Source organism: Pseudomonas gingeri, from assembly GCF_013385635.1.
In the GTDB taxonomy this organism is placed as follows: Bacteria; Pseudomonadota; Gammaproteobacteria; order Pseudomonadales; family Pseudomonadaceae; genus Aquipseudomonas; species Aquipseudomonas gingeri_A.
In genome coordinates this window covers 45,974-71,157 of record NZ_JACAPR010000026.1, presented here as the reverse complement: position 1 = coordinate 71,157, position 25,184 = coordinate 45,974, and the positions used below count along the sequence as shown (strand labels likewise).

The window sequence follows — 25,184 nt, the reverse complement described above, 5'->3', positions numbered from 1 at the left end:
GGACCATCGCTTTACTCGCCGTCTTCTTCAGAGCCCTCCTCGTCGTCCGACTCGTCAGGATCGCCAGCGAGATCGTCGTCCTCGTCATACGCTGACAATCTCCTAAGTATTGATTCAATGGGCGTCCGAATCAGTTGGTCATCCACCTGCACGCCGTACTCGGCAGACAGGGTTGCCGCCAGCTCATCCGGGAATGTGTTCAACAGCTCGATCTTGGCGGCGGTGATGACTGCCTCGAAGCGCTCGACCATCTCTGCCTCAATCACGACCTCGCCGAGATCCTTGGCCAGCGCCAGCTCTTCGCGGTCGCCGCGCAGCCTGTCTAGCCGGTCCCGGGTGGACTCCTTTTTGCCGTTCAGTGCCGCCTGCCGCATCAGCCACTCGATCACCGCCTGGGTGTCGTACTGGTTTTCGTTGCCGCGCCCCAGGCCGAACTCGTTCACCGGCATTCCATCCTTCTGCCACCGGCTCAATGTGCGCTCGTCCCGGCCGATGATCTCGCCGAGTTCGAGCTTGCTGACTGTCTTGCCCATCGCTAAGTCCTTGAAAAGACGGACATCCCTGCGTAGGTCTCAGCTGCAGGGAAACCGCGAGTCTGCGTACCCGTGTAGGGGGCGGCCCGGGGGGAGGACCCAAAAAATCGGCCCCCACCCCCGCCCCCTGGCCGGGTCACTGCCCCGCCTCGCTGCTGGCTGGCGGCTCTTCGCTCAGGCCCAGCCGCTTGGCGGCCCAACGTTCGTACAACCCGATCGCGACATCGGCGCCGGCCATGGCCGTGATGCAGCCAATGCTTCCCGCCGCCAGGATCGAAACCCCGGCGGCGCTCAACAGCATCATGGTCGACAACCCACAAACAACACATGCCCCGGAGCGGAGTGCGAGGCGCCGCATCAGCGACCAACCTCGCACCCCTGCCTTGTCGGCCCGCCATGCTTCCCCCGAAACCCCGCCGATCATCGACAGCAGAATCACCATCCAGATCGGCATATCAATCAACGCCTGCTGCTCGCTCGTCATTCTCTCGCCCCTTAAACGCAAAAACCCGGCGCAAGGGCCGGGTTTGGTGTGGAGTGCCTGCCGCATCATGCGGTCGCACCTATCGAAGATGACTACTTTTTACAGGTCGATTCCGGTGGCAGCAACCCTGTTTTAATGCCACCCGGTGAATGTCTGGTGAATGTCCCGGCAATGTCGGTGAATATCTTAAGTCCGGCTTCCAGCGCCTGCGGCGCTGTCCATGCTGCCTAACCTGCTCCTGTCGAAGTAGGACAGCTACAGGCGCCTAAATTCGGGGCTCTGCCCCACTGTCCTACCTTATTTATCCTTTTCTCGCGTAAAGAGGAAAACTTTAAAACACGCGTGCGCGCGACTGCGCGTATGCATCTGCGCTGCGCTCATGTGTGTGTGACGAGCGGGGAGGTTGGACAGTAGGACAGACCAGAAGCGGCGCGGCCCGTGCTGGTCCTACTGCGTCTAATTGCAGTGGGATAGGTCGGGCCGGTAGGACAACGACTGACGGAGCAAGGGCGAAGATCAAGCAGCCACCCGCCCGTGCAGTTTCATCCAGATGAGTAGATGCGCCTCATGCAGGCGATCGTAGTAGGTGTCGCGGCCACAGCCGCAATGGGCGTAGCGAAGCCGCATGTCTGCCTCGAAGTTGCAGTAGTGCTCGTAGACAACAGTCACCAGATGCGAGGGCAAGTGCTTGGTCACGATCAGCTCGACATCCAACGAGCCCTCCAACGGTGCCCGAGCTGCCCGCCGACCACGAATCAGTTGCCCGTTGCTCTCCATCATCATGGCGACCATGTTGCCCCCGGCCAGCCCGCCCTTGCTGAACTCGCTGTGCAGCTCCTGCGCCCAGGTGCGAAGCAGAGCGTCGATCTCCTTAATCAAAGCAAGGCTCCTCGAAGCGCTCGACCACCAGGGCCGAGCTGCGCCCCCAGTCTGCCGGCTTCTTGTAAGCCCATGGCCGTACGCCGGTCTTTGGTAGAGCAGGCATTCGAACCTTGCGCCATCCGAGTCGATGCAGGATCGCGCCTACGCGCATCTGTTCAGGCTTGCCCCAATGCCCATAATCCAGCTTCAGAGCGCCCGAGAGAATGTCAGTGCCGGAAGCCGTCTCGCCGATCTGAGACTCCTCCAGCCACTTCACGATTGGGCCTTCCCACTCGTCGACAACGAATCGCTCCTCCTGGGCCTCGGCAAATAACGGAGCCTCATCACGGTTTACCCACCAGACATCCCCGGCCAAGTAGCAATACATCGCCTCGGCCCACAGCTGATCGCGGATCTGCCGCAGTTGCTCCAGATCGACCTTGGTACAGGCAACAGGCCAATAACGCCGGTTGCCGGTGGCGTCCTTGAGGTACTCGTCTTGGTTGGTCGTACCCACGAAAACACACTGGCGTGGCACGTCCATCGTTCTGCGGCCGTAACTCTCGCGGTATGTGTCGGTGGAAGCTGAGAAGAACTGCTTGGCCTTTGTGGACTCGGCCTTGTTGAAGCTGTCCAGCTCGCCGAGTTCAACGATCCACTTACCCCGGATCGCTTGGTACGCATCCTTGTCGCCCAAGGCGAAAGGGGTATCCATGAACCATTCCCCGCCAAGAACAGACATCGCTGTCGACTTACCAGCGCCCTGCGCGCCCTCGAGGATCATCACGCAGTCGGCTTTACAACCGGGCTTCATGACACGCCCAACAGCTGCGATCATCCAGCGCTTGCCGACCTTTGAGTTGTAATCCGTCAGACCCGCACCCATGATCTCGGTCAACCAGGTGCTAAGCCGTGGTACGCGGTCCCACTCCAGCTTATTTAGATAGTTGCGGACAGGGTGGAACATGTGGTCATGGGCAACAACACTGACCGCCTCGATCACGTTGCTGGCCTTCACGCGCAGGTTGTACTGCTGGGCGAGCCACTTCATCACCAGCATGTCGTCGATGTCAGCCCAGTCCCCGGTCCCTCCGCCATACGGGGCGACCCGCAGCTTCACGATTTTCGAACTGAACGAGCTGAAGCCGATCACCCCGGCCCAACGCTCGTCGTTGCCGAGGATCAACTCGACGTTCTGCATGTGAGCGATCAACATGCCGTTCTCGGTCCGAGCCAACTGGTCTTTCCAGCCACCCGCTGCAGGTGGACGAACGACCGCGAGCACCTGGCGGCGAACAGCGTCCAATCCCTCAGCGCAATGCAGGTCGTTGAAGTCGGTCCACTTGTCCTCGCGATCGCCGGAGAACACTGGTGCCACCACCTGGCCGCCGACAACCGTTGCGGCGTTGTTGGCCTTCTCTTCGCCAGGGTTCCAGGGTTCGCCATTCGGGCGCTTGGTCTTCCAGTCGTCATCCCGACAAATAATGATCGGCCGGCCAGGCCAGCGCTCTCGCATGGCCTTACAAACCACCATCAGGTTGCCCGCATCAAAGGCAATGGCGACCGCCAATGAGGTCGCCATATGCAGGCTTGCGCCGGTCGCATAGCCTTCACACACCAGCACCGGCTCGCCGGGCTCAGGGTGCGGCCCGATGAGGTGGAAAGCCCCCTCCTTCGACATGCCAGCAGGCCAGTAGGACTTATCCCGCCCGGTGCTTTCCTGTTTCTCCGGGTAGATCACCTGCAGCCCGACGATCTGGTCACGGGCATTGCACATCGGCACAAGCACCGCGCCAGATCGCGGCGCGTAGCGAACACCGAAGCCAACGATCTGCTTTCGATCGAGGTAGGCGCTACGCCCCTTCTCCGCCATGCGCTTGAACATGCCGGAAGCCCGGTTCGCAGCTCGGCGCGCCGCGTTGGCAGCAACCTCAGCGGCCTTACGCTTGGCCTCCTCCTGACGAGCCCGCAGGACCTCTCGGTCCTCGGCGCTCATCCTGCCGGCCTTAACCTTGATCTTCTGCGACTCACCCGAACGCCAGTCACCGAAACTGCCGAAGATCAGCGTATCGCCCTTTTCCGTGCGGTGCTCATGCACCACGTACCAGCCATTCTTTTCCGTGCCCTTGTCCTGGGCAGTCTTGCAGCGGGTCAGCTTGCCGAACACCAAAGGCTGCGCAGGCTCCAGACCGTAGTCGGCGAACTGATTCAGAACCTCATCGAGCATACCGGGCCTCCCACATCTCGTTGAAGGTCTGGCAGGTCACGCACTGAGTGCAGCCACGAATCGCCTCTCGGCGAGCAGGAGGGATCGGATCATCGCAGGATTCACAGAACAGGAAGGAATGAGCGACCGCGACGGGCTTGTTTGCATTTCGCGCAGCCAGCGCCTGATCGATACGCTCCTGCACCAGATCATTCGCAAAATCAGCAGCATCAGCCACGTTCGGCACCTCGCGTGGTCTGGTTCACGTATGAGGCGCGGTTGTACAACCCGAGCAGCCCCTGAATGCCGCGAAACACTTGCAGGCGGATCTGCGCGAGCTCCTGATCACACACCACACCATCACCGATACTCTTAGCCCAGGTTTCGGCCAAGTCGGCGACCTGGCGGAAGTAGGCAGCAATGCCGGTGGTAAGCGTCTCCGGCATATCACCGGTATACGTGTCGGACAGGTCCTGCCACATGGTGTCACCGACCAGGGCATGCACTGCGTCGAGGATGCGGCGGTCCTTAGTCAGCTCGAGGATCTCGCCGAACTCCTGAATGTTGACGGAGTGGCTCGGGTGCGTCGGGGACAGCTTGTGCTGGAGGGTGGTCGCGTTGCGGCCGGTGGTTGCGGCGATTGCAGCGGCGCCGCCCGGGTAGTCGCGGACAGCATGGTAAAGCGCGAGGTCGAGCGGCAGGACTTCCCGCTTGGCTCGATCAACGCTGTGCAGAGCAATACGGCTCATGGCATTAATCCTTGTAAGTTGCCAGTGCCGCGCGACATGTAGTGGTGATACATTTGTCGCGTGGCTTGTATGGGCCCAAACGCCGGTCAGATCCGCAAGATCGAAACCGGCACCGTGCCGAGGCAAGCGATCCGTCGCTCACCCCTGGCGCAACAGCTGCCAATCTGTGGTGGAGAGGCAGCAACCCAAGGCATCCGTGCCTTGAAATACGCGGTAAAGATCGGCGGTTTTTGCATGTGGTGTGCACACCGACCTTCATCGCGGCCCAACCTCGCTGTGGTGGCGCGGGTCGGGGGAAACTGGGCGACCCTTGGGTCGCCTTTTTTCTAAGTACGGCGGCTTTCTACGAAGCCTGAGCGGTCGGTGGATCAGGCGGGAACACGTCGTCCAGAGTGCACTTGGTTCCCAACTGATTGAAGGCCATCACAATTGCACGGCATTCAGCGAGCCCTGCCGTCCTGCGTCCCGACTCGTAGTTACTGAGCCTTGTCTGGGTCCAACCCAGCGCAGCGACAAGAGTGCGCTGCTTGATACCAAATTTCTCTCTGTATTCAGCAATGCTATTCATGACTTAGCTCCAAATTGCACGGCAATAATAAACACGGATCGTGAACTTTTCAACACGAAAGGTGAGATTTTTTTATTTCATATCGTGGTAAAAAAAGCACATGAACACACTCGGCATACGCATCAAACAACTCAGAAAGGCCCTGGGCATGAGCCAGCAGGCTCTTGCGATGAAATGCGGCTGGGAATCCCAGTCACGCATTGGGAACTATGAGAAAGGAACCCGGCAGCCAAACCTAGGTGATATGGAGAAGATCGCTCACGCCCTGGGCGTCAGCCTTCCCGATCTAGTTGCAGGAAAAGACCGATCAGAAATTCATACCCTGCCGGAGGCAGTACAGGGGCGGGTACGTTCGGAGGATCGAGCTAACGCCGAGTACGGGCGGTCACGGGACAGAGGTCAGCCGATATCTAGTAATGTGGGCTGGGCAAAAGAAGGAGCTGTTCCTGTGGTAGGCAATGCACAACTGGGAAATCTAGGTTTCTTCGAGCCACTAGACTTCCCCCAGGGCCATGGTGACGGCTACTTAAACATTCACAGCGATGATCCTGATGCCTACGGGCTTAGGGTGCTTGGGGACAGCATGCTCCCTAGAATCAAGAACGGTGAATTCGTGCTTGTAGAGCCCAACAAAGCGTTCTACAGCGGTGACGAGGTCATGGTGCGCACCACTGACGGCAGAGCCATGATCAAAGAATTCATATATCTGAGGGACGGGATGTATCGACTCGACAGCGTAAACGCAGAGCATGCCCCCATCCATCTGGCCGAAACCGAGGTAGAAAAAATTCACCTCGTCGGTGGAATCCTGAAATCATCACGGTTCCTCCATTTATCACAGGACAAATAATCACAGATTGAATTGACACAAAAAGCACGATGCGTGATATTTGCCTCACTCTTCCACCACAGAGCGAGGCAACACCATGCACCCCACAGCAATACTCCACATTCATCCGGCCGTATCCACTGCCGCAAATCGCCGGACAGTAAAACCCAACTGCGACGGCAGCACAGTTGCAACCCTACACGCCCACCCGGCCGTTGCAGACATCTACCGCATCTTCGAGATTCGCCGCCTAGCGCGTGAATCCGGCTGCGCATACATCGCCACCAAACCGAAACAGCAGACCCGCCAAACTCCGGCTCCGTTCGACCCCAACGACGGGGGCCGGGCAGCATGAAAAAATTCAAACTGGACAACCGCACGCTAAGCCTTCTCCAAGCGCAGGCAAGCCTGACCGAGACCTTCACTCACACGCTGCGGGCCGCACCGCAACGCCAGGTCGTATCTTTCCGGCTGGCCGTTGAGCACAACCAGGCCGATACCACCTTCGGCATCTTGCTCGGCAGCGAACACCACACGCTGACCCTGCCCAACAGCCCGAAGATCCACCTCAAGCTGGCAGACTTCATTGAAGAGATCGTAAACGGTCCCATCGACCCGGACACCTCAACTGAGCTGCCGCACGCCGAGCGCGACTACGGCACCTTCGAGATCGAACACAAGCAGCAGGTATTCGAACTGGTCAGCCGCGGCGGATCGGCAAGCCTCAATCTCGGGTTTGAGCTGCCGATCAACATCGCCGTGCACCGCAACCAGACCCGGACCGGCATCACCACCATCATGAGCATCGGCAACTCACGCCCGCGCACCAAGTGCTTCACGGTCTGCGGCACCGATGTCGACATGTACAAGCGGGTCATCGAGTCGCTCAACCACCTTGCCGCCGCCGCAACGCCGGCTGCGCACGCGGCATAGGAGGCAGACATGGACCGCGACCTCCAAAAAACCGCCAAGTACTTCGGCACAACCCGGCCAAAACTGATCGCGTTGATGCGCGAGAAAGGCCTGCTGAACGAGCAGAACCTGCCGGCCTTCCCTGTCCGCGACCGCGAATACCTGCGGATCAAAGACGGCAGTTGGTTCCACCATGAATTCGGCACGCAGTACTGCCAGTCAACCCGAGTGCGGCAAGCCGGCATTCCGTGGCTGGCAAAGCAACTGAGCCTCGAACTCCCTGCCATCCCGGCAGACCGTCGTGACGTGGCCTAGGGAGTATGCCCGCCAGATCGTAGCCCTTCCGACACGCGAGCAGCGCAACGCAGCGCTGCTTGAGGTGCCGGAACATCTGCGCGAGCTGACCAAACGCCACTGCCTGAACTATTGGAACCACCCAAAAAGGAAGCAGAACAGCACATGAAGGACACCAACCAATCCCCACTCCGGCTGATGCCCGCACCCGAGACGGCGACCGTCGAACTGCTCTACCGCACCTTCGGCGACGTGCTGATCCCGCTGGAAAAGCTACGCGTGCAGTACTTCCGCAACCTCAACGAGCAGACCTTCGCCACCGAGATCCAGAACGGCCGCATTCAACTGCCAGTTACCACCCTGGACAACAGCCGCAAGGCGCCGAAGTTCGTGCACATCAAACATGTCGCAGCTCTGATCGACATCTGCGCCTACAGAGCTGACGAGCATCACGCAAAGCTGCAGACCGAATCACCCGAGCAAGACCAGTAATCAACGGCTGACACCACCAGCCATCAATCCACTAGGAGCACACCACATGACATTGACAACCACACAGATCTGCGCACTGATCATCGCCATTCTGTTCATCGGTCTGACCTACTACGCCGGCTATCGGAGCGGCCTGCTCGACGGCCGCGCCAAAGGCCAGATCGAAGGCATCGAGGAAGGTAGAGCCATTCAACGGTCTGACACGTCGGGGATGATCCGTGACCTGAAGTTACTACGCGACCAGGCCAGAGCGGACTACCAGCGGTTGTACACCCATTACGAACGCGCACTCGCAGCTTCGAAACTGGGTGACAAAGACCGCGCCACCTTACTGGCTATCGCACAGCAGCTGAAGCTAGCGGCCGAGACATTCAAAGCCCTGAAGTCGCAAGACCACGAGATACGCACTCACCTGCTGCGCACCAAAGCCTTGGAGCTTGCGGCCCTTCTGGAGCAGACCGACCAGGAGACAGCAGCATGAAGCGGCCCACCCCACTGCTGCGCCTCACCCCCCAGGCCGCTGGCGAGCTGCAACAGCAACACGCAAAAGCCACCGCTGAACTCAGCGCCCTGACTCGCTACCGCAAAGAGTTCGACCGCCAGTTGAAGGCTCTGATCGGCTACGAGGCCCTGCGCAAACTGCACAAGGACACCACCAACGCCCTGCTGCTGGCCGACCTGGTCAAGGAGGCCGCGTGATGAGCCAGATCCTTACCGTAACCGGCAAACGCTTCGACCTCTATCAGCCAGACGTCGCTCTCGTTGATCCAAGGGATATCTCCCACGCGCTCGCACATCTGTGCCGCTTCAACGGACACACCCGCGAGTTCTATAGCGTCGCCCAACATAGCTGCATCGTCGCCGAGCTGGTGCCCGAGCAACACAAGTTGGCCGCCCTACTCCATGACGCAACCAAGGCATACATCGGGGACATGGTGCGCCCCCTCAAGCAATGGATGCACGCCTACCAGGACGTCGAAGACTGGATCTGGCAATGCATCTGCGCCCGTTTCGACATCGATAGCGAACTGTCGGCCGACGTCCATAAGGCGGATCTCATTGCCCTGGCGACCGAACGCCGCGATCTGATGCCACCGGACCCGGCCACCTGGGATTGTCTGGTTGACATTGAGCCCATGGTTGAAACCATCCGCCCCTGGTCTGCCACCGAAGCGCGGCTCACCTATCACCAGCGCCTGATGGATCAGCTCACAATCGAACACCGGAGGAAAGCGGCATGATGCACGCACAGGACACCACACAAGCCCAGGCCGCTTTGCTCCGCAACGAAAATGGGATCGCCACGCCCGTAACAAACAGCTGCTGCGAAGCAGCAAGCATTATTGACCCTCTCAGCGCCACCACCGAGGGTCTTGTACCCCACGAAAAGCTGCGCGAGGCAGCCACACCCAGAGCATCGCTGATAGCTCTGGAACGCTCGCCCGCGCAGCCTGTTAAGGGGTATACGCACCCTACACCAACAGCAGAAATCCGGGCAGGAGGGCCCCGCTACTGGCCTGCCGACCTGACCGACGTCCGTCCCGAGGAGTGGGCACTGTCGCCCACCCCCAGTTGTTTTACTGAGCCGACCCCGACAGCAATCGCACAGCACTAAAAACCATTGGACACCGCCAGTCCCGACTGGCGGGCCGGAGAGAAACATGGAAATTCAAAGCGAAACCCTCGCCGAGGAAGAGCTCGTAGCGATCACTGGGTATCACCTACCCCGCAAACAGATCGCTTGGCTCGTGAACAACGGTTGGCAACATGTGCTGACCGGTGCACGCCGCCCTGTCGTCGGCCGGGTCTATGCCCGGCTGAAATTGGCCGGGGTCCGGCCCACCACTTCCAATACCGTGGCGGAAACCTGGACCCTCGACCTTTCGCGCGTGGGATAGTACATGCGACCGAGAAAACCTCAGAACCGAGATCTTCCGCCGCGCATGCTGCGGAGGATCCGCAAACGCAAGAAAGGCCCTGACTACGTCTGCTATTTCTATGCAGCAAAAGGTCCAGATGGCAAGCGGCTGGAAATCCCCCTGGGAACCGATCTGGACATCGCAAAAATCGAATGGGCAAAACTGGACCGCAAGACCGTCCCGAGAGTCATGAAGCTGCTTGGGCCGATATTCGATCGCTACGACAGGGATATCATCCCAAACAAAAAGGCCAGCACCCAACGCGAGAATCGCCTGTCATTAAAGCAATTGCGAGCCGCTTTCGCCGACGCCCCGCCAGAGGCGATTACCCCACACGTCTGCGCACAGTACCGGGATGCGCGAACCGCGAAAGTCAGGGCCAACCGAGAGCTGGCCCTGCTCTCGCACATCTACAACATCGGCCGGGAGTGGGGAGTGATTACCTGCGACAACCCGGTTACAGGCGTACGCAAGAATAAGGAAACCCCTAGGGAGTTTTATGCCAGCGACGCGATTTGGTCGGCTGTTTACGACAAGGGGGCTTCAGAGCTGCGCGATGCAATGGACCTAGCCTACCTGAGCGCACAGCGCCCTGCTGATGTCCTGTCGATGCGCGAAACAGACGCCATCTCCGATTACCTGCAGGTCAGCCAGGGGAAAACCACCAAGAAGCTAAGAATCAAGCTGACCAACTCCAGTGGCCCGAATCAGCTTGGCGAATTGATTGAGCGTTTGCTGCGACAACGCAAGGAACGCGGCGCGAGAAATCCATACCTGATTGTGACCGAAGATGGCCGTAACGTCACAAAGGCAATGCTGCGCCTACGATTCGATGAGGCACGCCGACAGGCAGCAGCGACGGCACTGGAGGCACTCGACCACAAGCTGGCCGCCGACATCAAGTCATTCCAGTTCCGCGATATTCGACCCAAAGCAGCAAGTGAGATCGAGGACCTGGCCTTGGCGAGCAAGCTGCTCGGGCACTCCGACAAGCGCATTACAGAAACTGTTTACAGGCGTGTCGGGGAGATTGTCTCGCCAACAAAATAGGCCTCAGAAACCCTATAGTTTCGGAACGCCTGCAAAAGTTTCGGAACGCTTCCTTGATTTCGACCGCCAGAACGAGCGACACCCAGAAACGACAAAGCCCCGAATAATCGGGGCTTTGTGGTGTGTAATATGGCGGAGGCGCAGAGATTCGAACTCTGGGACCTGTTACAGTCGGCAGTTTTCAAGACTGCTGCCTTAAACCACTCGGCCACACCTCCTATGCATTGCGGGCGCCATAATACCGTAATGAAACACACTGTCAAACTCTGGTGATAGCTTGTTACAGAGCCTCTGTTATGATCTTTGCGACTGAACATTTCAAACCCGAAGGAGTTTCGCCATGCGCGAACAGGATTACGCCGTTAACAACAGCGTGCAGGCTGAGCAGCTAGAGGTTAGCCGCGTCCTGCGCAACACTTACAGCCTTCTGGCCCTCACCCTGGCTTTCAGCGGTGTGATGGCTTTCGTCGCCCAGCAGATGCGTGTCGGCTACCCGAATATCTTCGTGGTGCTGATCGGCTTCTACGGGCTGTTCTTCCTCACCAACAAGCTGCGCGACTCGGCCTGGGGCCTGGTGTCCGCCTTCGCCCTGACCGGTTTCATGGGCTTCCTGCTCGGCCCTATCCTCAACCGCTACCTGGGCATGCAGGGCGGCGCTGAAGTGGTCAGCTCGGCATTCGCCATGACCGCCCTGGTCTTCGGCGGCCTGTCGGCCTATGTGCTGATCACCCGCAAGGACATGAGTTTCCTCAGCGGCTTCATCACCGCCGGTTTCTTCGTCCTGCTGGGCGCAATGCTGGCCAGCATCTTCTTCAACATCAGCGGCTTGCAGCTGGCGATCAGCGCCGGTTTTGTGCTGTTCTCCTCGGTCTGCATCCTGTTCCAGACCAGCGCCATCATCCATGGCGGCGAGCGCAACTACATCATGGCGACCATCAGCCTGTATGTGTCGATCTACAACCTGTTTATCAGCCTGTTGCAGATCTTCGGCATCATGGGTCGTGACGACTGATCGCACCGCTCAGGCAAAAAGCCCGCTCCGGCGGGCTTTTTGTTGTCGGCGATTTAGCTTCCTGGCGTTTCTGGCCTTATCATGACAGCAGATTTGCTGACAGAGTGCCCCATGAAGTTTGCCATTGCGCTGTTTTCCGCGCCCCACGCGCCCTCCTCCCGCCGCGCCCTGCTGTTCGCCCAGGCAGTGCTGGCCGGCGGGCATGAAATTGTGCGGCTGTTCTTTTACCAGGATGGCGTGCACAGCGCGTCGAGCAATGTGGTCACACCCCAGGACGAACAGGACCTGCCACAACAGTGGGCGACCTTCGTCAGCGACCACCAGCTCGACGGTGTGGTCTGCATTGCCGCGGCGCTGCGGCGTGGCGTACTGAACAGTGAAGAAGCCCAGCGCTATCAGCGCGCGGCGGTGAACCTGGGCGCGCCCTGGGAACTCTCCGGGCTGGGGCAGTTGCACGATGCCGTGCAGGCCGCCGACCGACTGATCTGTTTCGGAGGGCCTTGAAATGCCCAAGTCCCTGTTGATCATCAGCCGCCAGGCACCGTGGTCCGGTCCGAGCGCCCGCGAAGCCCTGGATATCGTGCTGGCCGGTGGCGCCTTCGATCTCCCTATCGGCCTGCTGTTCATGGATGACGGCGTGTTCCAGCTGACGTCCGGACAGAATGCCAGGGCCGTGCAGCAGAAAGACCTGACCGCCAACCTCCAGGCGCTGTCACTGTTCGGTGTCGAAGACCTGTATGCCTGCCGCGACAGCCTGGCCGACCGGGGGCTCTTTGCCACCCAAGTTGCCGGCGAGGACCTGAGCCTGCTCACGGCCGAAGAAATCGTCGCGCTCGTTAATCGTTATGACCAGGTGATCACCCTCTGATGTCGACCTTGCATGTGTTGTCTCACTCCCCGTTTACCGACAGCCGCCTGGGCAGTTGTCTGCGCCTGCTGGGCAACGAAGATGCGCTGTTGCTCAGTGGTGATGCGGTCTACGCCTTGCAACCGCGCAGCCTGCCGCTCGAAGCCCTGGAAGAACGTGCGGCCGAGTTGCGCCTGTTCGTGCTCGACGAAGACCTGCTGGCCCGCGGCCTGGAATGCCCGGACTGGGCCACGCGCGTGGACTATCCGGGGTTCGTCGAGCTGTCGATCCGCTACGACAAGGTCAATACCTGGTTATGAACACCCTGATTGTGAACGGGCAGGACATCGCCCTGGACAAGGACGGCTACCTGGTGCGATTGAGCGACTGGTCGCCCGCGGTGGCCAGCGCCCTCGCCGCCCGGGAAACCATCGAGCTGAGCCCGGAGCACTGGGAGATCCTCGAGTTGTTGCGCGGTTTCTACCAGGAGTTCGAGCTGTCGCCGGCCACGCGCCCGCTGATCAAGTACACCGCCTTGAAACTGGGTGCCGAAAAGGGCAACAGCCTGCACCTCAACCGCCTGTTCAATGGCACTCCCGCCAAACTCGCCGCCAAGTTGGCGGGCCTGCCCAAACCGACGAACTGTCTATGACCAACCCTGCTCCCCTGATCACCGAAACACCGGCCGAACATCCGTTTGCGACCTTCGTGCGGATCCTCGGCAAGGGCAAGCGCGGCGCCCGCAGCCTGACCCGTGAGGAAGCCCGTGAAGCCATGGGCATGCTGCTCGACGAGAAGGTGGAGGACACCCAGCTCGGCGCCTTCCTGATGCTGCTGCGCCACAAGGAAGAAAGCCCGGATGAACTGGCCGGTTTCACCGAAGCCCTGCGCGAGCGACTCGCTGCGCCGGACTTGCCGATCGACCTGGACTGGCCGACCTACGCCGGCAAGAAGCGCCACCTGCCCTGGTACCTGCTGGCCGCCAAGTGCCTGGCACAGAACGGCGTGAAGATCCTGATGCACGGCGGCGGCGCCCATACCGCGGGCCGGCTGTACACCGAGCAGTTGCTGGACACCCTGCAGATTCCGCTGTGCCGCAACTGGCAGGCCGTCGAACAGGCCCTGGCCAGTGGCAATATCGCGTTCTTCCCCCTGGGTGACTGGGCACCACAGCTGCAGCGAATGATCGACCTGCGCAATACCCTGGGCCTGCGCTCGCCGATCCACTCCCTGGCACGCATCCTCAACCCGCTGGGCGCCCGCTGCGGCCTGCAAAGCATCTTCCATCCCGGCTACCAGGCGGTGCATCGCGATGCCAGTGGTCTATTGGGCGATACGGCCATTGTGATCAAGGGCGATGGTGGCGAAATCGAGGTCAATCCCGACAGTCCCAGCCATCTCTACGGGACGGCCAATGGCGAAAGCTGGGATGAAGAATGGCCCGCCCTGTCCGAGCAGCGCCATGTGAAACCGGCGACGCTGGAACCCGAGCACCTCAAGGCCCTGTGGCGTGGCGAAGTCGAAGACAGCTACCCGCAATTGGCCCTGCTGTCGACCATGGCCCTGGCCCTGCGCGGTCTCGGCATGCCTCGCGAACAAGCCTTCGAACAGGCTCAACGATACTGGGATGCCCGCAACAGATCGATTTAGTCGATCATTTACCCCCAGGGTTTGCGCTATTTCTTCGAACGAATCACTTTAGACTGGACTCCAACGCACATCTGCCGAGGAGTTTCCGATGGGTCTTTTGGTCGAAGGCCGCTGGCATGACCAGTGGTATGAAAGCAGCAAGGACGGCGCCTTCCAGCGCGAACAGGCGCAACGCCGTCACTGGGTAACGGCCGATGGCAAGCCCGGACCCAGTGGTGAAGGCGGTTTTACCGCCGAAGCCGGGCGTTATCACCTGTATGTGTCCCTGGCCTGTCCCTGGGCTCATCGCACGCTGATCCTGCGCAAACTCAAGGGCCTGGAAAACCTGATCGATGTGTCGGTGGTCAGTTGGCTGATGCTGGAAAACGGCTGGACCTTCGACCAGAACCACGGCTCCAGCGGCGACCGGCTCGATCAGCTCGCCTTCATGCACCAGCGCTATACCGCCGACAGCGCAGACTACACCGGGCGCGTGACCGTGCCGGTACTGTGGGACAAAAAGCTGCAACTTATCGTCAGCAATGAATCGGCGGAGATCATCCGCATGTTCAACAGCGCATTCGACGGACTGACCGGCAACCGGCTGGACTTCTATCCCGAAGCCTTGCGCGGGCTGATCGACAGCTGGAACGAACGGATCTACCCGGCGGTGAACAACGGCGTCTATCGGGCCGGTTTCGCGACCTCACAGGGTGCCTATGAAGCGGCGTTCGACGACGTGTTTGCCGAACTCGATCATCTGGAACGGCAACTGGCGGAGCATCGCTACCTGGCGGGCGAATACCTGACCGAGGCGGACGTACGTCTGTTCACCACGTTGATTCGTTTCGATGCGGTCTATCACGGTCACTTCAAATGCAATCTGCGACGGATTGCCGATTATCCGAACCTGTCGAACTGGCTGCGCGAGCTGTATCAGTGGCCGGGAGTGGCCGAGACGGTGGATTTTGCCCATATCAAGGGGCACTACTACGCCAGTCACCGCACCATCAATCCGACGGGAATCGTACCCAAGGGACCGGCGCAGGATTTCATGGCAGAGCATGATCGTGAGCGTCTGGCCGGACGTGGGGTCTGGAGAGGCTAACGACGGTGCACACAAACCTGCAGGAGCCGGCTTGCCGGCGATGGCGTCCTTGAGGGCCTCATCGCCGGCAAGCCGGCTCCTACAGTAGAGAGCAAATCAGCGTCAGACCTGCGATTGCGCGCCTTCGAACCAGGCCAGCTTCTCACGTAACTGGACCACTTCTCCGACAATCACCAGCGTCGGTGCATGGACCTCATGCTCCGCCACCAGTTGCGGCAGGTTGGCCAGCGTGCCGGTGAATACCCGCTGGTTCGACGTGGTGCCCTGCTGGATCAGGGCCGCCGGCGTTTGCGCCGAACGGCCGTGCTTGATCAGCTGTTCGCAGATGATCGGCAAACCGACCAGGCCCATGTAGAAAACCAGGGTCTGTGCCGGCGCCACCAGGTCGACCCACGGCAGGTCGGTGCTGCCATCCTTCAGATGACCGGTGACAAATCGCACGGACTGCGCATAGTCACGGTGCGTCAGCGGAATCCCGGCATAGGCCGAGCAACCACTGGCTGCCGTGATCCCCGGCACCACCTGGAAAGGAATACCGTGGGCCGCCAGTTCCTCGATCTCTTCGCCACCACGGCCGAAGATGAACGGATCACCGCCCTTCAGACGCAGCACCCGCTTGCCCTGCTTCGCCAGATCCACCAGTTGCTGGTTGATCTGGTCCTGAGGCACGGCATGGTCGGCGCGACGCTTGCCGACATAGATACGGTCGGCATCACGCCGGCACAGTTCAAGAATCGCCGGGGCGACCAGGCGATCGTAGAGCACCACGTCGGCCTGTTGCATCAGACGCAGTGCGCGGAAGGTCAGCAGATCGGGATCACCCGGCCCCGCGCCCACCAGGTACACCTCGCCTGGCGCATTCGGTGCCGCACCGTTGATCTTCTCCAGCAGCAGACGCTCGGCCTCGGCGCCCTGCCCGGCCAACTGCCGGTCGGCGATAGGGCCCTGGAACACGTCTTCCCAGAATGCGCGACGCTGCTGCACACCGGGAAACAGGGTTTTCACCTGAGTGCGGAAGCGTGCCGCCAGCCCGGCCAACTGGCCATAGGTCGAGGGAATCCAGGTTTCCATCTTGGCCCGGATCAACCGCGCCAGCACCGGCGCATCGCCGCCGCTGGAAACCGCGATCACCAGCGGTGAACGGTCGACAATGGCCGGGAAGATCACGCTGCACAAGGCCGGCGCATCGACCACATTGACCGGCACGCAGCGCCGATGGGCATCGGCGGAGACCTGTGCATTGAGCGTTTCGTCGTCAGTGGCGGCAATGATCAGCACACAACCGTCCAGGTCGGATTCGATATAACCGCGCAGCAGCGTTTCGCCGCCACTGCCACTGATCAGCTCACTCAACTGGCTCTCGATCTCGGGAGCGACCACCCGCAGCAGCGCTCCGGCATCGGCCAGCAGGCGTGATTTGCGCAAGGCAATCTCCCCGCCACCGACGACCAGAACACGGCTGCCACGCAGGTTGTGAAACAGCGGCAGGAATTCCATCAGCCGATGACCTCAAGGCCGCCCATGTAGGGCTTGAGCACTTCTGGCACACGGATCGAACCGTCGGCCTGCTGGTAGTTTTCCAGTACCGCCACCAGTGTGCGACCCACGGCCAGGCCGGAACCGTTCAGGGTGTGGACCAGCTCGGGCTTGCCGGTTTCCGGATTGCGGAAACGGGCCTGCATTCGCCGGGCCTGGAAGTCGCCGCAGTTGGAGCACGACGAAATCTCACGATATTTGTCCTGGCTCGGCACCCACACCTCTAGGTCGTAGGTCTTCACGGCACTGAAGCCCATGTCGCCGGTGCACAGGGCCAGGACGCGGTAAGGCAGTTGCAGCAGTTGCAGGACTTTCTCGGCGTTGGCGGTCAGGCCCTCCAGGGCGTCCATGGAGGTCGACGGCTCGACGATCTGCACCATCTCGACCTTGTCGAACTGGTGCTGGCGGATCATCCCGCGAGTGTCACGGCCCGAGGCGCCGGCTTCGCTGCGGAAGCACGGCGTGTGTGCCACGAACTTCAACGGCAGTTGCTTGGCATCGATGATCTCGCCCGAGACGATATTGGTCAGCGACACTTCGGCGGTCGGGATCAGGTACAGATCAGCCTCACCTTCGCGGGTGATCTTGAACAGGTCTTCCTCGAACTTTGGCAACTGGCCGGTACCCTGCAACGCAGGCGCCTGGACCAGATAAGGCGTGTAGGCCTCTTCGTAGCCGTGCTCGGCGGTGTGCAGGTTGATCATGAACTGCGCCAGTGCCCGATGCAGGCGGGCAATCGGGCCACGCAGCAGGGCGAAACGCGCGCCGGACAGCTTGGCGGCGGTTTCAAAATCCAGCCAGCCGAACTTCTCGCCCAGAGCGACATGGTCCTGGATCGGGAAATCGAAGGCGGTCGGCGTGCCCCAGCGGCGCACTTCGACGTTGCCGTCTTCATCGGCACCGACCGGCACGGATTCATGGGGCAGGTTCGGGATGCCCAGCAGGATCTGGTCCAGCTCGGACTGGATGGCATCCAGCGCCACCTTGCCTTCGCTCAACTCGGAGCCCATGGTTTCGACGCTGGCCATCAGCGGCGCGATGTCTTCGCCGCGCTGCTTGGCCTGGCCGATACTTTTGGAAACCGCATTGCGCTCGGCCTGCAATTGTTCGGTGCGGGTCTGCACCACCTTGCGCTGGCTTTCCAGCTCTTCGATGCGGGCAACATCGAGGCTGAAGCCACGGGAGGCCAGACGATCCGCTACGTCCTGGAGGTTGCTACGTAACAGTTTGGAATCGAGCATGTCGGTTTCTCGTTATTCAGAGTTTGGTCAAGGACAGGCCGGCCCAGGTCGCGAGCAGCCCGCCGAATACGCTGAGGGCCACATAGCCCATGGCCAGGAGGCCCTGCCCGCTTTCCAGCAGGCGCACCGTATCCAGTGAAAATGATGAAAATGTGGTCAGGCCGCCGACAAACCCCACGATCAGGCCGGCGCGGATTTCAACCGGGACCTCGGGGCGCAGCAAAAACAGACCGTAGAGCACGCCAATCACCAGGCAGCCCACGATATTAACGGCCAACGTCGCGGTATAGAAGTGCTTCGGCCAATTGGCGTTGATCAGATTACCCGTGGCAAAGCGCACCAGGGTGCCGACGATACCGGCGATGGAGACAGCCAGCACGGTACGAATCATGGCTTTCTCCGCTGTTTCGGGCTGTTGCGGTCGAGCGCGGCCAGGTGGTTGAGCTTCTCGCCGATCTTCAGCTCCAACCCGCGGGGGACCGGCTGGTAGAAGGGTTGTGGTTCAAGCGCTTCGGGAAAATAGTCTTCGCCGGCCGCATAGGCATCGGGCTCGTCGTGGGCATAACGGTACTCGTCGCCGTAGCCCAGCTGTTTCATCAGCTTGGTCGGGGCATTGCGCAGGTGCAGCGGCACCTCCAGCGAGCCGTGCTCGGCGGCGCTACGCATGGCGGCCTTGAAGCCCATGTACACGGCGTTGCTTTTTGGCGCACAGGCCAGGTACGTGATGGCCTGGGCCACAGCCAGTTCACCTTCCGGGCTGCCCAGCCGTTCCTGCACATCCCACGCCGCCAGACACAGGCTCAACGCCCGTGGATCGGCATTGCCGATATCCTCGCTGGCCATGCGCACCACGCGCCGCGCCAGGTACAGCGGATCGCAACCGCCGTCGAGCATCCGCGCGAACCAGTAGAGCGCGCCGTCCGGGTTGGAACCGCGCACCGATTTGTGCAAGGCGGAAATCTGGTCGTAGAAGGCTTCGCCGCCCTTGTCGAAACGCCGCCGGGTATCGCCGAGCAGGCTTTGCAGCAGCTCGACACCGATCTCGCTGCCGTCCTCGGCCAGGTCCGAGGCGTTTTCCAACAGGTTGAGCAGCCGCCGGCCATCGCCATCCGCCGCCGACAACAGCATCCTGAAGCCTTCGTCGCCCAGGCTCAGCTGGCGCTTGCCCAAGCCGCGCTCTTCCGTCAGCGCCCGCTGCACCAGCTTGTTCAGGGCGGCTTCGTCGAGGCTCTTGAGCACATACACCCGAGCCCGGGACAACAGCGCGTTGTTGAGCTCGAACGACGGGTTTTCAGTGGTGGCGCCGATAAAGATCAGCGTGCCGTCCTCGACATAAGGCAGGAAGGCATCTTGCTGGGATTTGTTGAACCGATGGACTTCGTCGACAAACAGGATGGTGCGCTTGCCGTACTGCCCGGCCTGCTGCTTGGCGACTTCCACCGCCTGGCGGATCTCCTTGACCCCGGCCAGTACCGCCGACACGGTTTCGAAGTGCGCGTCCGAGACTTCCGCCAGCAGCCGCGCCAGGGTGGTCTTGCCCACCCCTGGCGGGCCCCAGAAGATCATCGAATGCAGCGCGCCCTGCTCCAGGGCTTCGCGCAACGGCTTGCCCCGGGCCAGCAAGTGTTCCTGGCCGACGTACTCATCCAGGTTGGTCGCACGTAGACGGGCGGCCAGGGGTTGAGCGATCGGGGCACGGCTAAACAGGTCCATGGGCTGCGTTTGAAACCTCTTATTCCTGGATGACGTCAGCACCCTTGGGGATGTCGAACTTGAACTTGGAAGCCGCAATCGGCTCGTTGGCCTTGACCCCGGTGAACAGCAGGTTGGTGCGCTGGCCGACGCTGTCGATCAGTTGCATGTCATTGACCAGGCCGTTGCGGAACGACAGGCGCAGGCTGTCGAACAGAGTGTCCTTGGTTTTCGGCTTGAGAATGAAGTCGATCACGCCGCCAGCTTCCTTGGCGCTGATATCGAAGCTTTCGCTGATCTTCGACACATCACCGGACAGCAGCAGGGCCGGGGTCTGGGTCAGGCGCAGGTCGAGCTTCTTGATGGTCACCTGCTCCAGGTCCGGATCCCACAGGGTGACCTTCTGGCCATCGGAGATCATGGTCTGTTCCTGGGGCGCATCGGTGTGCCAGTAGAACAGGCCCGGGCGCTGCAGGGACATCTCACCGGCGGTTTCCTGCAACTGGGTGCCGCTGCCATCCAGGGTCAACTGGGAGAACCGCGCCGTCAGGGTCTGAGACTTTTCGAGCAACTGCGTCAGGCGCGCCACATCCTTCTGGTCGGCATGAGCCGACAAGGTGGTCAACGCCAGAACCGGCAACAACAGCATGCGGATAAGACGCATGGGAGTCCTCATGGAATTCGTTTGAAAGGTATGCCGCGTGACCTCACGCGGCACAGGATCAGTCGCGCATCGGCCCTGGCGCAAGCACTTCGCGCGAACCGTTGGTGTTCATGGCTGTCACCACCCCGGCCATTTCCATGGCCTCGATCATGCGGGCAGCCCGGTTGTAGCCGATCTTCAGCTTGCGCTGGACCGCGGAAATCGAAGCCCGGCGGCTTTCCAGGACGAACTGCACCGCCTCGTCGTACAGCGCATCGGTCTCGGCATCGTCGTCACCGCCGCTGCCGCCGCCATTCTCGAAGCCGCTACCGGCTTCTTCGACACCGTTGAGGATATCGTCGTTGTACTCCGGCGCACCGCGCAGCTTCCAGGCTTCGACTACCCTGTGCACCTCGTCGTCGGAGACAAAGGCGCCGTGGACGCGGATCGGCAGGCTGGTGCCCGGCGGCATGTAGAGCATGTCACCATGACCCAGCAGCTGCTCGGCACCGCCCTGGTCGATAATGGTCCGCGAGTCGATCTTGCTCGATACCTGGAAGGCCATGCGGGTCGGGATGTTGGCCTTGATCAGACCGGTGATCACGTCCACCGAAGGCCGCTGGGTCGCGAGGATCAGGTGGATACCGGCCGCTCGCGCCTTCTGCGCGATACGGGCGATCAGTTCCTCGACCTTCTTGCCGACGATCATCATCATGTCGGCGAATTCGTCGACCACCACGACAATGGTCGGCAGCTTGGTCAGCAGCGGCGCTTCGTCGTGGATGCTTTCGCGGTTGTACAGCGGGTCGGCAATCGGCTCGCCGCGTTCCTGGGCTTCCTTGATCTTGGCATTGAAGCCCGACAGGTTGCGCACGCCCATCTTGGCCATCAGCTTGTAGCGCCGTTCCATCTCGGCAACGCTCCAGCGCAGGGCATTGGCGGCGTCCTTCATGTCGGTGACCACCGGGCACAGCAGGTGCGGAATGCCTTCGTAGATCGACAATTCGAGCATCTTCGGGTCGATCATGATCAGCTTGGCGTCTTCCGGGCCGGACTTGAACAGGATCGACAGGATCATCGCGTTCACCCCCACCGACTTACCGGAACCGGTGGTACCGGCCACCAACAGGTGCGGCATCTTCGCCAAGTCGGTGATCACCGGCCGGCCGCCGATATCGTGGCCGAGGGCCAGGGTGACCGGCGACTTGAAGTTATCGTACTCGGGGGTCGACAGCACCTCGGAGAAGCGCACGATCTGCCGGTCTTCGTTGGGAATCTCGATACCGACGGTGGTCTTGCCGGGAATCACTTCCACCACCCGCACGCTGGTCACCGCCAGCGAACGCGCCAGGTCCTTGGCCAGGTTGGCGATACGACTGACCTTGACGCCGGCGGCCGGCTGGATTTCGTAACGGGTAATCACCGGGCCGGGGTGGATCGAGTCCACCGACACTTCGACCCCGAACTCCTTGAGCTTGATCTCCAGCAGGTGGCCGACGGCCGCCAGGGACTCGGGAGAGTAATTGAGCTGTTTCTTCTCGGCCGGGTCGAGAATCGAGATCGGCGGCAAGGTGCCTTCGACCGCGCTGTCGATAAACAACGGCGCCTGTTTCTCTTTCTCCACGCGCTTGCTCGGCTGCGGCGGCTTGACCGGTGCCGGGGCGATGACCGGCGGAACGTGCTTTTCACGCTCGGACATATGTTTGCTCAGGGCCTGCTCGCGTTCGATCAGGCGCTCCTTGGCCTTGGCCTGTTCACGCTTGTCGGCGATGCTCGGGGCCACCACTTCCTCGACCCGGGTATCGACTTCACGCAATTGCGCCACCAGTTGCTTGCGCTCGGTACGCGCCGCCCACCAGCGATTCATCGCGCCCTGGAACAGTTCGAAGAGGTCCAGAGTGATCTTGCCGGTGACGTCCATCACCTTGAACCACGACAGGTCGGTGAACACCGTCAGGCCGAACAGGAACAGGGCAATGAACAACAGCGTGCTGCCCTGGATATTCAGGGCATTGCGGGCCAGGTCGCCCAGGCTTTCACCCAGGGCACCGCCGGCACCGGCCGGCAAGCCGGTCGGCGAATGAAAATGGATATGCGCCAGCGCGGCGCCGGACAGCACCAGGAACACCAGGCCGATCAACCGCCAGGAAAACAGCCAACCACTCCACTGCCAGGGTTCGTGACGCTGGCGGAAGATCTGCCAGGTCTTGATCGCCAGCAACAGCGGGAACACGTAGGCGAAATAACCCAGCACCATGAACAGGATATCGGCGCTGTAGGAGCCGGCAGGCCCACCGAAGTTCTGCACATCGTCGATCTTGCTGTTGTGACTCCAACCCGGATCGTCCTTGCCATAGGTAAGCAAGGCCATCATCAGGAACAGGCACAAGGCGCCGATGGCAATCAGCGCGCCTTCCTTGAGACGATAGTGCAGTTGCTGACGCCAGAGCGGCACGACTGCCTTAGGGGGTGTAGCGGTGGATTTCTTCAAAACGCGTCTTTTCCTGCGCCCAAGGCGCGCCCAGCTGTTGATTGACGACAAAATACTGCCCATTCAGGGCAGGTGAACAGTTCTCTGGCTCTACCTGGACTATTTTCACTATCAGTCCTTTGCATGCTCGGCACTTGCCACGTCAGAAACTATCATCGTTCGATGATGGACATTGTACGGGTTTACACGCTCGATGCCACGCGGTTGCCGCTTGGGTGTAGCATAGCCAACAGCGCTTTTCATGCGCTTCAATTTGAGCATGCATTCTCTTTTGTGACAAAGGCTTATGAGGTGTTTTTATGAGCGAAGCCAAGCATTCACGCCTGATCATCCTGGGCTCCGGCCCCGCCGGTTACAGCGCTGCCGTTTATGCCGCCCGTGCCAACCTCAAGCCTGTCGTCATTACCGGCCTGCAGGTCGGCGGTCAGTTGACCACCACCACCGAAGTCGACAACTGGCCAGGCGATGTCGAAGGCCTGACCGGTCCGGTCCTGATGGAGCGCATGCAGAAACACGCCGAGCGTTTCGATACCGAGATCGTCTACGACCACATTCATACCGCAGAGTTGCAGCAGCGGCCGTTTATCCTCAAGGGTGACAACGGTATCTACAGCTGCGACGCGCTGATTATCGCCACAGGCGCCTCTGCCCAGTACCTGGGCCTGCCTTCCGAGGAGGCCTTTGCCGGCAAGGGCGTCTCCGCCTGCGCCACCTGCGACGGCTTTTTCTATCGCAATCAAGTGGTTGCCGTTATCGGTGGGGGCAATACCGCGGTCGAGGAAGCGCTGTACCTGGCCAATATCGCCAGGGAAGTGCACTTGGTCCACCGCCGTGACAAATTGCGCTCGGAGAAGATCCTCCAGGACAAGCTCTTCGAAAAGGCCGCCAACGGCAATATCCGCCTGCACTGGAACCAGAACCTGGACGAAGTGCTCGGCGACGCGACTGGCGTGACCGGCGCCCGCCTGCGCGACAGCCTGACCGGCGAAACCAGCGAGCTGTCGCTGGCCGGCGTATTCATCGCCATCGGCCACAAGCCCAATACCGACCTGTTCCAGGACCAGCTGACCATGCACAACGGCTATCTGCAGGTCCAGGGTGGCAGCGAAGGCAATGCCACGGCCACGGAAATCCCCGGGGTGTTCGCTGCCGGCGATGTCGCCGACCATGTCTATCGCCAGGCCATCACCTCGGCCGGTGCCGGGTGCATGGCGGCGCTGGATGCCGAGAAATACCTGGACGATAACTAAACCTTGTGGGAGCTGGCTTGCCAGCGATGACGATGGTAAATGCTATATCGCTATCGCTGGCAAGCCAGCTCCCACAGGTTGCATAGCGCCCTCCCCCTTCTGCTCAAGCCTGAATGCCATGCTGACCTGGTTACAACGCGACACCCTGACATTCCCCCCGCTGGCCAAGGCCATGCGCGAACCCAACGGGCTGCTGGCCGCCGGCGGCGATCTGTCCGCCGATCGGCTGATCCAGGCCTATCGCCACGGCTGTTTCCCGTGGTTTTCCGAAGGCCAGCCGATTCTCTGGTGGTCGCCGGACCCGCGCACCGTGCTGTTTCCCGACGAACTGCATATCTCGCGCAGCCTGGGCAAACTGCTGCGCCAGCAGCGCTACCAGGTCACCTTCGACCGCGATTTCGCCGCTGTCATCAAGGCCTGTGCGGCGCCACGCGCCTACGCCGACGGCACCTGGATCACCGAGGCAATGCAGAACGCCTACCTGCAACTGCATGAGCGCGGTTTCGCCCATTCGGTCGAGGTCTGGGATCAGGAGCAACTGGTCGGCGGCCTGTACGGATTGGCAATGGGCCAGCTGTTTTTCGGCGAATCCATGTTCAGCCGCGCCGACAACGCCTCGAAAGTCGGCTTCGCCACCCTGGTCAACCACCTCAAGGCCGCGGGCTTTGTCCTGATCGACTGCCAGATGCCCACCGATCACCTGCACAGCCTAGGTGCCCGAGCCATTCCCCGCAGCACTTTTGCCGACTACCTGCAGCACCATCTCGACCAGCCAAACACGGCCCTGTGGGTTTCCTAGGCGAGTTCCACAGGCTGGCTTACACTTAATTCAAAGCTT

The 25,184-nt window shown here is 60.9% G+C and carries 31 protein-coding genes and 1 tRNA gene; 18 read left to right on the top strand and 14 right to left on the bottom strand.

Annotated features, from left to right (window positions below):
* Positions 1–11: 11 nt before the first annotated feature.
* The 7 genes from HX851_RS27735 to HX851_RS27705 all read right to left on the bottom strand — a co-directional run bounded on the left by HX851_RS27735 (position 12) and on the right by HX851_RS27705 (position 5,401).
* Complete coding sequence (locus tag HX851_RS27735) at positions 12–533, bottom strand: DUF1441 family protein (protein ID WP_177066259.1); 522 nt, start codon at positions 531–533, stop codon at positions 12–14.
* A gap of 136 nt (positions 534–669) precedes the next feature.
* A complete protein-coding gene (locus tag HX851_RS27730; protein WP_177066258.1) occupies positions 670–1,017 on the bottom strand; it encodes a phage holin family protein in 348 nt (115 codons plus the stop codon).
* A gap of 516 nt (positions 1,018–1,533) precedes the next feature.
* Positions 1,534–1,896: a PA0613 family protein gene (locus HX851_RS27725; protein ID WP_177062497.1), complete on the bottom strand. Its 363-nt coding sequence runs from the start codon at positions 1,894–1,896 to the stop codon at positions 1,534–1,536.
* Complete coding sequence (locus HX851_RS27720) at positions 1,889–4,105, bottom strand: VapE domain-containing protein (RefSeq protein WP_177066257.1); 2,217 nt, start codon at positions 4,103–4,105, stop codon at positions 1,889–1,891. The genes HX851_RS27725 and HX851_RS27720 overlap by 8 nt, the downstream gene beginning before the upstream one ends.
* Entirely contained in the window at positions 4,095–4,322 is a 228-nt protein-coding gene (locus HX851_RS27715; RefSeq protein ID WP_177062495.1) for a TraR/DksA family transcriptional regulator, read from the bottom strand. The genes HX851_RS27720 and HX851_RS27715 overlap by 11 nt, the downstream gene beginning before the upstream one ends.
* Positions 4,315–4,833, bottom strand: coding sequence for a phage regulatory CII family protein (locus HX851_RS27710; protein ID WP_177062494.1), 519 nt, complete (start codon positions 4,831–4,833; stop codon positions 4,315–4,317). The genes HX851_RS27715 and HX851_RS27710 overlap by 8 nt, the downstream gene beginning before the upstream one ends.
* 343 nt (positions 4,834–5,176) lie before the next feature.
* Positions 5,177–5,401: a helix-turn-helix transcriptional regulator gene (locus HX851_RS27705; protein ID WP_177062493.1), complete on the bottom strand. Its 225-nt coding sequence runs from the start codon at positions 5,399–5,401 to the stop codon at positions 5,177–5,179.
* Positions 5,402–5,501: 100 nt separating this feature from the next.
* Here HX851_RS27705 and HX851_RS27700 point away from each other — a divergent pair, with 100 nt between their 5' ends.
* The 9 genes from HX851_RS27700 to HX851_RS27660 all read left to right on the top strand — a co-directional run bounded on the left by HX851_RS27700 (position 5,502) and on the right by HX851_RS27660 (position 10,897).
* Complete coding sequence (locus tag HX851_RS27700; protein WP_177062492.1) at positions 5,502–6,251, top strand: XRE family transcriptional regulator; 750 nt, start codon at positions 5,502–5,504, stop codon at positions 6,249–6,251.
* A 330-nt stretch (positions 6,252–6,581) separates the two neighbouring features.
* On the top strand, positions 6,582–7,163 hold the full coding sequence (locus HX851_RS27695) for a hypothetical protein (protein WP_177066256.1): 582 nt from the start codon (positions 6,582–6,584) through the stop codon (positions 7,161–7,163).
* A gap of 9 nt (positions 7,164–7,172) precedes the next feature.
* Positions 7,173–7,457 (top strand): phage antirepressor KilAC domain-containing protein, encoded by a 285-nt coding sequence (locus HX851_RS27690; protein WP_177066255.1) that lies wholly within the window; start codon positions 7,173–7,175, stop codon positions 7,455–7,457.
* Between the two features lie 144 nt (positions 7,458–7,601).
* Positions 7,602–7,928, top strand: coding sequence for a pyocin activator PrtN family protein (locus tag HX851_RS27685; RefSeq protein WP_177066254.1), 327 nt, complete (start codon positions 7,602–7,604; stop codon positions 7,926–7,928).
* A gap of 46 nt (positions 7,929–7,974) precedes the next feature.
* Positions 7,975–8,409 carry a hypothetical protein gene (locus tag HX851_RS27680; protein ID WP_256262840.1) on the top strand — a complete coding sequence of 145 codons (435 nt, stop codon included), beginning with the start codon at positions 7,975–7,977 and terminating at the stop codon, positions 8,407–8,409.
* On the top strand, positions 8,406–8,627 hold the full coding sequence (locus tag HX851_RS27675) for a hypothetical protein (RefSeq protein ID WP_177066253.1): 222 nt from the start codon (positions 8,406–8,408) through the stop codon (positions 8,625–8,627). Before HX851_RS27680 ends, HX851_RS27675 begins: the two co-directional genes overlap by 4 nt.
* Positions 8,627–9,169: an HD domain-containing protein gene (locus HX851_RS27670; RefSeq protein ID WP_177066252.1), complete on the top strand. Its 543-nt coding sequence runs from the start codon at positions 8,627–8,629 to the stop codon at positions 9,167–9,169. Before HX851_RS27675 ends, HX851_RS27670 begins: the two co-directional genes overlap by 1 nt.
* A 420-nt stretch (positions 9,170–9,589) precedes the next feature.
* On the top strand, positions 9,590–9,826 hold the full coding sequence (locus HX851_RS27665; RefSeq protein ID WP_177066251.1) for a DUF4224 domain-containing protein: 237 nt from the start codon (positions 9,590–9,592) through the stop codon (positions 9,824–9,826).
* A 3-nt stretch (positions 9,827–9,829) separates the two neighbouring features.
* Complete coding sequence (locus HX851_RS27660) at positions 9,830–10,897, top strand: tyrosine-type recombinase/integrase (RefSeq protein WP_177066250.1); 1,068 nt, start codon at positions 9,830–9,832, stop codon at positions 10,895–10,897.
* Positions 10,898–11,027: 130 nt separating this feature from the next.
* Here HX851_RS27660 and HX851_RS27655 read toward each other — a convergent pair.
* Positions 11,028–11,115, bottom strand: a tRNA-Ser gene (locus tag HX851_RS27655).
* A 122-nt stretch (positions 11,116–11,237) separates the two neighbouring features.
* Here HX851_RS27655 and HX851_RS27650 point away from each other — a divergent pair.
* From HX851_RS27650 to HX851_RS27620, 7 genes are all read left to right on the top strand, one after another.
* Complete coding sequence (locus tag HX851_RS27650) at positions 11,238–11,909, top strand: Bax inhibitor-1/YccA family protein (RefSeq protein WP_177066249.1); 672 nt, start codon at positions 11,238–11,240, stop codon at positions 11,907–11,909.
* 111 nt (positions 11,910–12,020) lie between these two features.
* A complete protein-coding gene (tusD, locus tag HX851_RS27645) occupies positions 12,021–12,413 on the top strand; it encodes a sulfurtransferase complex subunit TusD (RefSeq protein ID WP_177066248.1) in 393 nt (130 codons plus the stop codon).
* A gap of 1 nt (position 12,414) precedes the next feature.
* Positions 12,415–12,777 (top strand): sulfurtransferase complex subunit TusC, encoded by a 363-nt coding sequence (gene tusC / locus HX851_RS27640; RefSeq protein WP_177056653.1) that lies wholly within the window; start codon positions 12,415–12,417, stop codon positions 12,775–12,777.
* Positions 12,777–13,076 (top strand): sulfurtransferase complex subunit TusB, encoded by a 300-nt coding sequence (tusB, locus tag HX851_RS27635; protein WP_177056654.1) that lies wholly within the window; start codon positions 12,777–12,779, stop codon positions 13,074–13,076. The genes tusC and tusB overlap by 1 nt, the downstream gene beginning before the upstream one ends.
* On the top strand, positions 13,073–13,408 hold the full coding sequence (locus HX851_RS27630; protein WP_177056655.1) for a TusE/DsrC/DsvC family sulfur relay protein: 336 nt from the start codon (positions 13,073–13,075) through the stop codon (positions 13,406–13,408). Before tusB ends, HX851_RS27630 begins: the two co-directional genes overlap by 4 nt.
* On the top strand, positions 13,405–14,406 hold the full coding sequence (locus HX851_RS27625) for a glycosyl transferase family protein (protein ID WP_177066247.1): 1,002 nt from the start codon (positions 13,405–13,407) through the stop codon (positions 14,404–14,406). The genes HX851_RS27630 and HX851_RS27625 overlap by 4 nt, the downstream gene beginning before the upstream one ends.
* Positions 14,407–14,494: 88 nt before the next feature.
* The gene (locus HX851_RS27620; protein WP_177066246.1) at positions 14,495–15,493 is read left to right on the top strand and encodes a glutathione S-transferase family protein; all 999 of its coding nucleotides are present in this window, start codon (positions 14,495–14,497) and stop codon (positions 15,491–15,493) included.
* A 102-nt stretch (positions 15,494–15,595) separates the two neighbouring features.
* Here the strand turns inward: HX851_RS27620 and cysG are convergent, their stop codons facing one another.
* Genes cysG through HX851_RS27590 form a run of 6 tightly spaced genes read right to left on the bottom strand, consistent with a single transcriptional unit; the run spans position 15,596 to position 23,159 of the window.
* A complete protein-coding gene (gene cysG / locus HX851_RS27615; protein ID WP_177056658.1) occupies positions 15,596–16,990 on the bottom strand; it encodes a siroheme synthase CysG in 1,395 nt (464 codons plus the stop codon).
* Positions 16,990–18,270, bottom strand: coding sequence for a serine--tRNA ligase (serS, locus tag HX851_RS27610; protein WP_177056659.1), 1,281 nt, complete (start codon positions 18,268–18,270; stop codon positions 16,990–16,992). Before serS ends, cysG begins: the two co-directional genes overlap by 1 nt.
* Positions 18,271–18,286: 16 nt before the next feature.
* Positions 18,287–18,661 carry a fluoride efflux transporter CrcB gene (gene crcB / locus HX851_RS27605; protein ID WP_177056660.1) on the bottom strand — a complete coding sequence of 125 codons (375 nt, stop codon included), beginning with the start codon at positions 18,659–18,661 and terminating at the stop codon, positions 18,287–18,289.
* Positions 18,658–19,983, bottom strand: a complete 1,326-nt coding sequence (locus HX851_RS27600) for a replication-associated recombination protein A (RefSeq protein ID WP_177056661.1) — start codon at positions 19,981–19,983, stop codon at positions 18,658–18,660. The genes crcB and HX851_RS27600 overlap by 4 nt, the downstream gene beginning before the upstream one ends.
* A 19-nt stretch (positions 19,984–20,002) precedes the next feature.
* A complete protein-coding gene (gene lolA / locus HX851_RS27595; protein ID WP_017123855.1) occupies positions 20,003–20,626 on the bottom strand; it encodes an outer membrane lipoprotein periplasmic chaperone LolA in 624 nt (207 codons plus the stop codon).
* Positions 20,627–20,684: 58 nt separating this feature from the next.
* Positions 20,685–23,159 (bottom strand): DNA translocase FtsK, encoded by a 2,475-nt coding sequence (locus HX851_RS27590; RefSeq protein WP_370590626.1) that lies wholly within the window; start codon positions 23,157–23,159, stop codon positions 20,685–20,687.
* Between the two features lie 236 nt (positions 23,160–23,395).
* On the opposite strand from HX851_RS27590, the gene trxB reads away from it, so the two are divergent.
* Positions 23,396–24,346 (top strand): thioredoxin-disulfide reductase, encoded by a 951-nt coding sequence (trxB, locus tag HX851_RS27585; RefSeq protein ID WP_177066245.1) that lies wholly within the window; start codon positions 23,396–23,398, stop codon positions 24,344–24,346.
* Positions 24,347–24,464: 118 nt separating this feature from the next.
* Positions 24,465–25,145, top strand: coding sequence for a leucyl/phenylalanyl-tRNA--protein transferase (aat, locus tag HX851_RS27580; RefSeq protein WP_177056664.1), 681 nt, complete (start codon positions 24,465–24,467; stop codon positions 25,143–25,145).
* The last annotated feature ends 39 nt before the right edge of the window (positions 25,146–25,184 follow it).

Coding starts and splice junctions, on each gene's coding strand:
- HX851_RS27685 (WP_177066254.1), top strand. CDS start 7,602: ATGAAGGACACCAACCAATCCCCACTCCGGCTGATGCCCGCACCCGAG.
- HX851_RS27720 (WP_177066257.1), bottom strand. CDS start 4,105: ATGCTCGATGAGGTTCTGAATCAGTTCGCCGACTACGGTCTGGAGCCT.
- tusD (WP_177066248.1), top strand. CDS start 12,021: ATGAAGTTTGCCATTGCGCTGTTTTCCGCGCCCCACGCGCCCTCCTCC.
- HX851_RS27705 (WP_177062493.1), bottom strand. CDS start 5,401: ATGAATAGCATTGCTGAATACAGAGAGAAATTTGGTATCAAGCAGCGC.
- HX851_RS27630 (WP_177056655.1), top strand. CDS start 13,073: ATGAACACCCTGATTGTGAACGGGCAGGACATCGCCCTGGACAAGGAC.
- HX851_RS27620 (WP_177066246.1), top strand. CDS start 14,495: ATGGGTCTTTTGGTCGAAGGCCGCTGGCATGACCAGTGGTATGAAAGC.
- crcB (WP_177056660.1), bottom strand. CDS start 18,661: ATGATTCGTACCGTGCTGGCTGTCTCCATCGCCGGTATCGTCGGCACC.
- HX851_RS27660 (WP_177066250.1), top strand. CDS start 9,830: ATGCGACCGAGAAAACCTCAGAACCGAGATCTTCCGCCGCGCATGCTG.
- HX851_RS27625 (WP_177066247.1), top strand. CDS start 13,405: ATGACCAACCCTGCTCCCCTGATCACCGAAACACCGGCCGAACATCCG.
- HX851_RS27680 (WP_256262840.1), top strand. CDS start 7,975: ATGACATTGACAACCACACAGATCTGCGCACTGATCATCGCCATTCTG.
- HX851_RS27670 (WP_177066252.1), top strand. CDS start 8,627: ATGAGCCAGATCCTTACCGTAACCGGCAAACGCTTCGACCTCTATCAG.
- HX851_RS27690 (WP_177066255.1), top strand. CDS start 7,173: ATGGACCGCGACCTCCAAAAAACCGCCAAGTACTTCGGCACAACCCGG.
- HX851_RS27735 (WP_177066259.1), bottom strand. CDS start 533: ATGGGCAAGACAGTCAGCAAGCTCGAACTCGGCGAGATCATCGGCCGG.
- HX851_RS27665 (WP_177066251.1), top strand. CDS start 9,590: ATGGAAATTCAAAGCGAAACCCTCGCCGAGGAAGAGCTCGTAGCGATC.
- HX851_RS27675 (WP_177066253.1), top strand. CDS start 8,406: ATGAAGCGGCCCACCCCACTGCTGCGCCTCACCCCCCAGGCCGCTGGC.
- tusB (WP_177056654.1), top strand. CDS start 12,777: ATGTCGACCTTGCATGTGTTGTCTCACTCCCCGTTTACCGACAGCCGC.
- lolA (WP_017123855.1), bottom strand. CDS start 20,626: ATGCGTCTTATCCGCATGCTGTTGTTGCCGGTTCTGGCGTTGACCACC.
- aat (WP_177056664.1), top strand. CDS start 24,465: ATGCTGACCTGGTTACAACGCGACACCCTGACATTCCCCCCGCTGGCC.
- HX851_RS27650 (WP_177066249.1), top strand. CDS start 11,238: ATGCGCGAACAGGATTACGCCGTTAACAACAGCGTGCAGGCTGAGCAG.
- HX851_RS27710 (WP_177062494.1), bottom strand. CDS start 4,833: ATGAGCCGTATTGCTCTGCACAGCGTTGATCGAGCCAAGCGGGAAGTC.
- tusC (WP_177056653.1), top strand. CDS start 12,415: ATGCCCAAGTCCCTGTTGATCATCAGCCGCCAGGCACCGTGGTCCGGT.
- HX851_RS27700 (WP_177062492.1), top strand. CDS start 5,502: ATGAACACACTCGGCATACGCATCAAACAACTCAGAAAGGCCCTGGGC.
- serS (WP_177056659.1), bottom strand. CDS start 18,270: ATGCTCGATTCCAAACTGTTACGTAGCAACCTCCAGGACGTAGCGGAT.
- HX851_RS27590 (WP_370590626.1), bottom strand. CDS start 23,159: ATGGGCAGTATTTTGTCGTCAATCAACAGCTGGGCGCGCCTTGGGCGC.
- HX851_RS27730 (WP_177066258.1), bottom strand. CDS start 1,017: ATGACGAGCGAGCAGCAGGCGTTGATTGATATGCCGATCTGGATGGTG.
- trxB (WP_177066245.1), top strand. CDS start 23,396: ATGAGCGAAGCCAAGCATTCACGCCTGATCATCCTGGGCTCCGGCCCC.
- cysG (WP_177056658.1), bottom strand. CDS start 16,990: ATGGAATTCCTGCCGCTGTTTCACAACCTGCGTGGCAGCCGTGTTCTG.
- HX851_RS27600 (WP_177056661.1), bottom strand. CDS start 19,983: ATGGACCTGTTTAGCCGTGCCCCGATCGCTCAACCCCTGGCCGCCCGT.
- HX851_RS27695 (WP_177066256.1), top strand. CDS start 6,582: ATGAAAAAATTCAAACTGGACAACCGCACGCTAAGCCTTCTCCAAGCG.